The sequence below is a fragment of the Nakamurella sp. genome, assembly GCF_048594475.1.
GTDB lineage: Bacteria > Actinomycetota > Actinomycetes > Mycobacteriales > Nakamurellaceae > Nakamurella.
In genome coordinates this window covers 1-5,584 of sequence record NZ_JBMDXT010000252.1, presented here as the reverse complement: position 1 = coordinate 5,584, position 5,584 = coordinate 1, and the positions used below count along the sequence as shown (strand labels likewise).

The window sequence follows — 5,584 nt, the reverse complement described above, 5'->3', positions numbered from 1 at the left end:
CGTGGTCAACAACTGGATGAAGGGCGAGGAGCCGCCGGCCTTCGACCTGCTCACCTGGAATGCCGATTCCACCCGGATGCCGGCCGTCATGCACTCCTTCTATCTGCGGTCGTGCTATCTGAAGAATCAGCTGGCCCGCGGAGTGATGGAGATCGCCGGTGAGACGCTGAACATGAAATCCGTCGACCAGGACCTGTACTTCCTGGCCGCCGAGCAGGACCACATCGCGCCATGGCGCAGCTCGTACAAGGGGGCCCTGATCCCCACCGGCAACGTGCGGTTCGTGCTGTCCAACTCGGGCCACATCGCCGGCATCGTCAACCCGCCGAACCCGAAGTCCAAGCACTGGGCCGCTGACCTGGACGAACTCCCGGAGAATCCGGACGAGTGGCTGGCCGCGGCGACCATGAAGCCCATCACCTGGTGGGAGGACTGGGCGACCTGGATCTCCGAGCGGGCCGGCAAGAAGATCGATCCGCCGGCGCTGGGCAGCGAGAAGTACCCGCCGCTGGGCGACGCGCCCGGCACCTACGTGTTCGGCAAGTAGCCGATCACCCACCGGTTCATCAAGCCTTCCGGCGGGCCGGGGCACTATTCTCAGTGCGCCCCGGCTCGCCGAGGCTGCACGTCATTCCGTCCCCATCATTCGACCCAGAAAGTCAGGTAACAAGCACGTGTCTGCCAAGTACAGCGTGTCCAAGGCGATCATCACCGGCGGGGCCCAGGGCCTGGGCGCGGTCATCGGCCAGCGGCTCGCCAGCGAAGGCATCACCGTCAGCCTGCTGGACATGAACGAGGCCGGCGCCAAGGAGACCGCGGAGCGCATTACCGCCGAGACCGGCACCCCGGCCTACGGCTTCAAGTGTGACGTGACCGACCGGCCCCAGCTGCGCGAGGCGTGGCAGGCGGCCGCCGACGCCATGGGCGGCCTGGACACCTACATCGGCAACGCCGGCATCACCCGGGACAAGATGTTCCACAAGCTGACCGACGACGACTGGGATCTGGTCATCAAGGTCAACCTGACCGGCGTGTTCGAGGGCCTGCGGGCCTCCGCCCCGTGGCTGCGGACCGAGGGCCCGGGCCGCGTCGTGCTGATCTCGTCCGTGGTGGCCAAGATGGGCAACCTGGGCCAGATGAACTACATCGCCGCCAAGGCCGGCGTCGTCGGCCTCGTCCGCTCCGGCGCCACCGAGCTGGCCCGCTTCGGCACCACCGTCAACGGCATCCGCCCCGGCTTCATCGAGACCGCGATGACCAAGGCCATGCCGGAGGCCGCGCAGGCCAAGATGGCCGAGAACCCGCTGGGTCGCGCCGGACAGCCCGAGGACATCGCCGGCGCCGTCGCCTACCTGTGCTCCGATGACGCCGCCTTCGTCACCGGTCACGTCATCGACGTCAACGGTGGCCTGGACATGTAGTCCCCGGCTTCACACGAAGGCCCCGCTCGGGTTGTCCCGGGCGGGGCCTTCGTCGTCCCCGGGCCCCTGCCGGGCGGGCCGGACGGAAACGACACGGGCCCGCCCCGCACACGGCGGGACGGGCCCTGACGATCGCGAGGATCAGCCGAACGCGGCCGCGGCGGAGTCCGAGCCGGTCTCGCCGGGCTCGGACCGGACCGCCTCGACGATGGCGACCTCCTCCGTCCCGGACACGACGACCGACGGATCGATCGTCATGATCGTGTAACCGCCGACCGACCCGGCGCCGAAGCCCGGGGCGAAGATCTTGGTCGGCTTGTCGATCACTCCGTCGGCGACGGCGTCGGCGATCGCGATCGGGATCGAGGCGGACGAGGTGTTGCCGGCCCGCTCGATGTCGAAGTAGATCAGATCCGGCGACAGCCCAGCCTTCTCGGCGAGCTGGATGACCATGGTCTTGTTCGCCTGGTGCGGCACGACCAGCTCAACCATGTCCCAGGCGGAGGCCTTCTCGCCCAGCGGGTCGGCCGTGTTCTCCAGCTCGTTGATCATCTGGGCCAGGTAGCGGCCGGCCAGCGCCTTGACCTCGGGCCCGAACACCGTGATGTTGTTGTCGAACGCGGCGTTCGGCCAGATGATCGAGTTGACCTGGCTGACCGGACCGCCCGCGTACGAGTTCATCAGGTCGATGTCGGTGTCCTCGCCCTCCGCGGCCGGGGCGATGACGAACGCCGCGGCGCCGTCGCCGAAGATCATCCGGGACGGCCGGACGGTGCCGATCTTGTCCGAGAACTTCTCGCCGCAGACCAGCAGCACGGGCCGGTTGACCTCCTGCAGCAGCCGGATGGCCTCGGACAGGCCGTACGGCAGGCCGGCGCAGGCCGCGGTGATGTCGGCCGACATGTGGGTCTGGTGCATGCCCAGCTGGCCGGAGAGCCAGGTGCCCATCGACGGCATCGCCCGCGGGTTGGTGCACGAGCAGAAGATGACCGCGCCGATCTCCTCCGGCTGCCGGCCGGACCGCTCGAGGGCGGCCTTGGCGGCGTCCAGCGACAGCTCGTCGAGCCCGCGCTTGGAGTACATGCGGGTCTCGATGCCGGTCTTGTAGCTGATCTCGTCGGCGGTCATCGGCGACCAGCAGTACGCCGTGTTGCGGATCAGATCGTCGTTTGAGCAGAGGATCTCGCCGCGCACGACGGCCAGCGCCTCGATCTTGGGCATGACGGTGAAGTGCTTGCGGATGTCGATCGCCGGGTACGGCCGGATCGGCTGCCGGGTCTCGATCTCGGGCTGCACGGAGGCCACCCGCGGCCCGATGTTGGCTCGCGGCGCACCCTTGACGGCGTCCAGGAAGCGCTCGACCTCACTGGTCTTGGGCTTGAGCACGACGACGACGTCGTCGGGCTGCAGCTCGCCGAGGGTGGTCAGCCGGACCGCGGACCGGTCCCACAGGTACTGGTTGTGCAGCACCATCGACCAGCGGCGCAGCGCCTCGAGCTCGGCGACCTCCTCCTGTGCGTCGACGATGTCGGCGAAGGTGAACGCCGGGTAGTCCGGGTCGTAGTCCCCCAGCACCCAGGTCAGCTGGCTGGTGTCGGCCAGGGCCTGCGCGACGGTCGGCTGGACCGCGACCAGCGCGCTCGCGTGGTGCAGCCGGTTGCTGAAGATGTCGAACAGCGTGTCCCAGATCTTCTGCTCGGTCTCGGCGTCGCCGGCCGACGGCAGGTCGGCCCACGCCTGCGCCACGGCGCCGACCTTGGACTCCTTGTCCTGCCACGGCACCACCACGGGCAGGAACACGGTGCTGCGGTTGCGCGGCACGTCGCGCCAGCGGGTCGGCACCTTCTCGTACATGGTCATGGCGAACCGGTTGACCCAGAACAGGTTCAGCGCGACGTCGCGCATGAGGTGGGTGCGGTCCTTGTAGTGGCTCTTGGCGATGCGCTCGCCGATCTCGGTGCCCGACGGGGCCTTGGTCTCGAAATCCCGGCGAATGACCTGGTCGAGCTGTTCCTCGGTCTCGATGACCGAGAAATCGAGATCGGGAATGAAGTTGGACGGAAAGACCAAACGATCATGGCGATTGATGACGAACGGCTGCATGCCGTGCTCCTTTGCCGCTGGCGACTACGCGATGTGCTGCTCGCGCAGGTGTCGTACCCGGAAAACCCGACGCCCATCCTCCCGCAACCCGTCGGGAAGCGCTCTTCCACCGGGGGCGCACCGAACGTGACGGAGCACGTCACATGCGTACCGCGCCGACCGCCGTCCGGTGCGCCACAATCCGACCGATCAGCGCACGGCGATCCGACGGAGGACCGAGATGACCGCCACACAGGCCGCCGGCACGGCCGGCTTCGGCACCAAGCTCGCCGGGCGGGTCGCCCTGGTGACCGGCGGCACCCGCGGGATCGGCGCGGCCATCAGCCGCAGCCTGGCCAACCAGGGCGCCACGGTCGCGGCCGGCTACGGCCGCGACGCCGAGCACGCGGCGGCGTTCCTCGAGCAGATCCGGGCCGAGGGGGTCACGGGTTCGATCCACCAGGGCAACATCGGCGTCGCCGACGACTGCCGGCGGGTCGTCCGGGAGGTCGTCGCCGAGCACGGGTCGCTGGACATCCTGATCAACAACGCGGGCATCACCATCGACAAGACGGTGCTGAACCTGACCGACTCGGACTGGGAGAAGGTGCTGGCGGTCAACCTGTCCGGTGCGTTCTTCCTCTCCCAGGAGGCCCTCAAGGGCATGGTGGAGCGCGGCACCGGCCGGATCATCAACGTCTCGTCGATCATCGGCGAGGTCGGCAACATCGGCCAGGCCAATTACGCGGCCTCCAAGTCCGGCCTGTTCGGACTGACCAAGACGCTGGCCCGGGAGGCCGCGTTCATGCTGCAGAAGTCGGGCAAGCTCGACGACAACCCGATCGGCATCACGGTCAACACGATCACCCCCGGCTACGTGGAGACCGACATGGTCGACACGGTGCCGCAGAAGGTGATCGACCGGATCATGGACCGGATCCCGCTCCGCCGGTTCGCGCGGCCCGAGGAGATCGCCCGGGTGGTGCATTTCCTGGCCGCCGACACCTCGGGCTACATCACCGGGCAGGTCTGGGGCGTCAACGGCGGCATGGACATGTGACGCCCACCGGGCGCCCGCGGACGGCGCTCAGCCGGCGACGGCCGAGGGGGACTCGTGCTCGTCGTCCTGCTGGGCGGCCAGCCGGTCGATCAGCGTGCTCGCCCGGGCCAGCACGTCCCGGTCGTCGTCGGTGAGCGCGGCCAGCCGCCGCTCGAGCCACAGCTCCCGGACCCGGACGTACTCCACCATCCGCCGGTCGCCCTCGGGGGTGATCCGGACCAGCACCTGGCGGCCGTCCCGCGGGTTCTCGGTGCGCTTGACCAGGCCGAGCGCCTCCAGGCCGGTCAGCACCCGGGTGATGGAGGGCGGCCGGACCTGCTCCTTGGCGGCCAGATCGCCCGCGGTCAGCGGACCTTCGCGCCAGATCACCGCCAGCGCCGAGAGCTGGGTCAGGGTCAGCCCGTCGGTCGGGGTCTGCTGCCGGAGCCGCCGCGTCAGGCGGTGGACGGACAACCGCAGCTCACTGGCGAGTGAATAGTGATCCGGCACGAAGACGAGCCTAACCCACCCCCGCACCACGCAACCGGGATGTTTCGGACAACGTTGCCGGCGCCGACCTGGCCCTACGATGGGATCGTGACCCACCCCCGGCCCGGATCCGATCCCGCCGCCGGCGCCGGATCCACGGACGGGGCCTACCGTCCGCCCCCGCTGCCGCCGGTCACCACCGGTGTCTGGCACATCGCCGTCCCCGGCACCGCGGCGTGGCTGCTGGCGTTCGTGGTGCTGCTGTTCTTCATCCCGGAGTTGCAGGCCGACGACGCGATGATCTGGCTGTGGACGTGCCTGGCCGGCTTCGTCACCGGGTTGCTGGGGCTGTCGGTCTACGGCTGGCAGCGCCGCGCCGCCCGGCTGGGCAAGCGCAGCGCCAACCAGATGGCGCTGACTGAGCGCTTCTGACCGCCGGAACGCGACCGGATACGTGAACGGCCCGCGGCCCGGGCATCAGTCGAGCGCGGCCTCGGCCAGCGCGGCGGGATCCGCGGCGGCCGCGGCGACGGCCAGGTGCCGCAGCGACCAG

5 protein-coding genes and 1 pseudogene are annotated in these 5,584 nt (G+C 69.4%); 4 read left to right on the top strand and 2 right to left on the bottom strand.

The features are described from left to right. Positions 1-547 (top strand): annotated as a pseudogene (locus tag ACOJUF_RS11610) (poly-beta-hydroxybutyrate polymerase); the annotation flags it as partial. A gap of 127 nt (positions 548-674) precedes the next feature. Then, positions 675-1,421: a 3-oxoacyl-ACP reductase FabG gene (gene fabG / locus ACOJUF_RS11605; protein ID WP_420122005.1), complete on the top strand. Its 747-nt coding sequence runs from the start codon at positions 675-677 to the stop codon at positions 1,419-1,421. Between the two features lie 141 nt (positions 1,422-1,562). Here the strand turns inward: fabG (ACOJUF_RS11605) and ACOJUF_RS11600 are convergent, their stop codons facing one another. Continuing rightward, positions 1,563-3,524: a 3-oxoacyl-[acyl-carrier-protein] synthase III C-terminal domain-containing protein gene (locus ACOJUF_RS11600; RefSeq protein WP_420122004.1), complete on the bottom strand. Its 1,962-nt coding sequence runs from the start codon at positions 3,522-3,524 to the stop codon at positions 1,563-1,565. Between the two features lie 220 nt (positions 3,525-3,744). Here ACOJUF_RS11600 and fabG (ACOJUF_RS11595) point away from each other — a divergent pair, with 220 nt between their 5' ends. Beyond that, positions 3,745-4,563, top strand: a complete 819-nt coding sequence (gene fabG, locus ACOJUF_RS11595; RefSeq protein WP_420122003.1) for a 3-oxoacyl-ACP reductase FabG — start codon at positions 3,745-3,747, stop codon at positions 4,561-4,563. A 27-nt stretch (positions 4,564-4,590) separates the two neighbouring features. Here the strand turns inward: fabG (ACOJUF_RS11595) and ACOJUF_RS11590 are convergent, their stop codons facing one another. Continuing rightward, a complete protein-coding gene (locus tag ACOJUF_RS11590) occupies positions 4,591-5,016 on the bottom strand; it encodes a MarR family winged helix-turn-helix transcriptional regulator (protein ID WP_420122002.1) in 426 nt (141 codons plus the stop codon). 123 nt (positions 5,017-5,139) lie between these two features. Here ACOJUF_RS11590 and ACOJUF_RS11585 point away from each other — a divergent pair, with 123 nt between their 5' ends. After that, complete coding sequence (locus tag ACOJUF_RS11585; RefSeq protein WP_420122001.1) at positions 5,140-5,463, top strand: DUF2530 domain-containing protein; 324 nt, start codon at positions 5,140-5,142, stop codon at positions 5,461-5,463. The last annotated feature ends 121 nt before the right edge of the window (positions 5,464-5,584 follow it).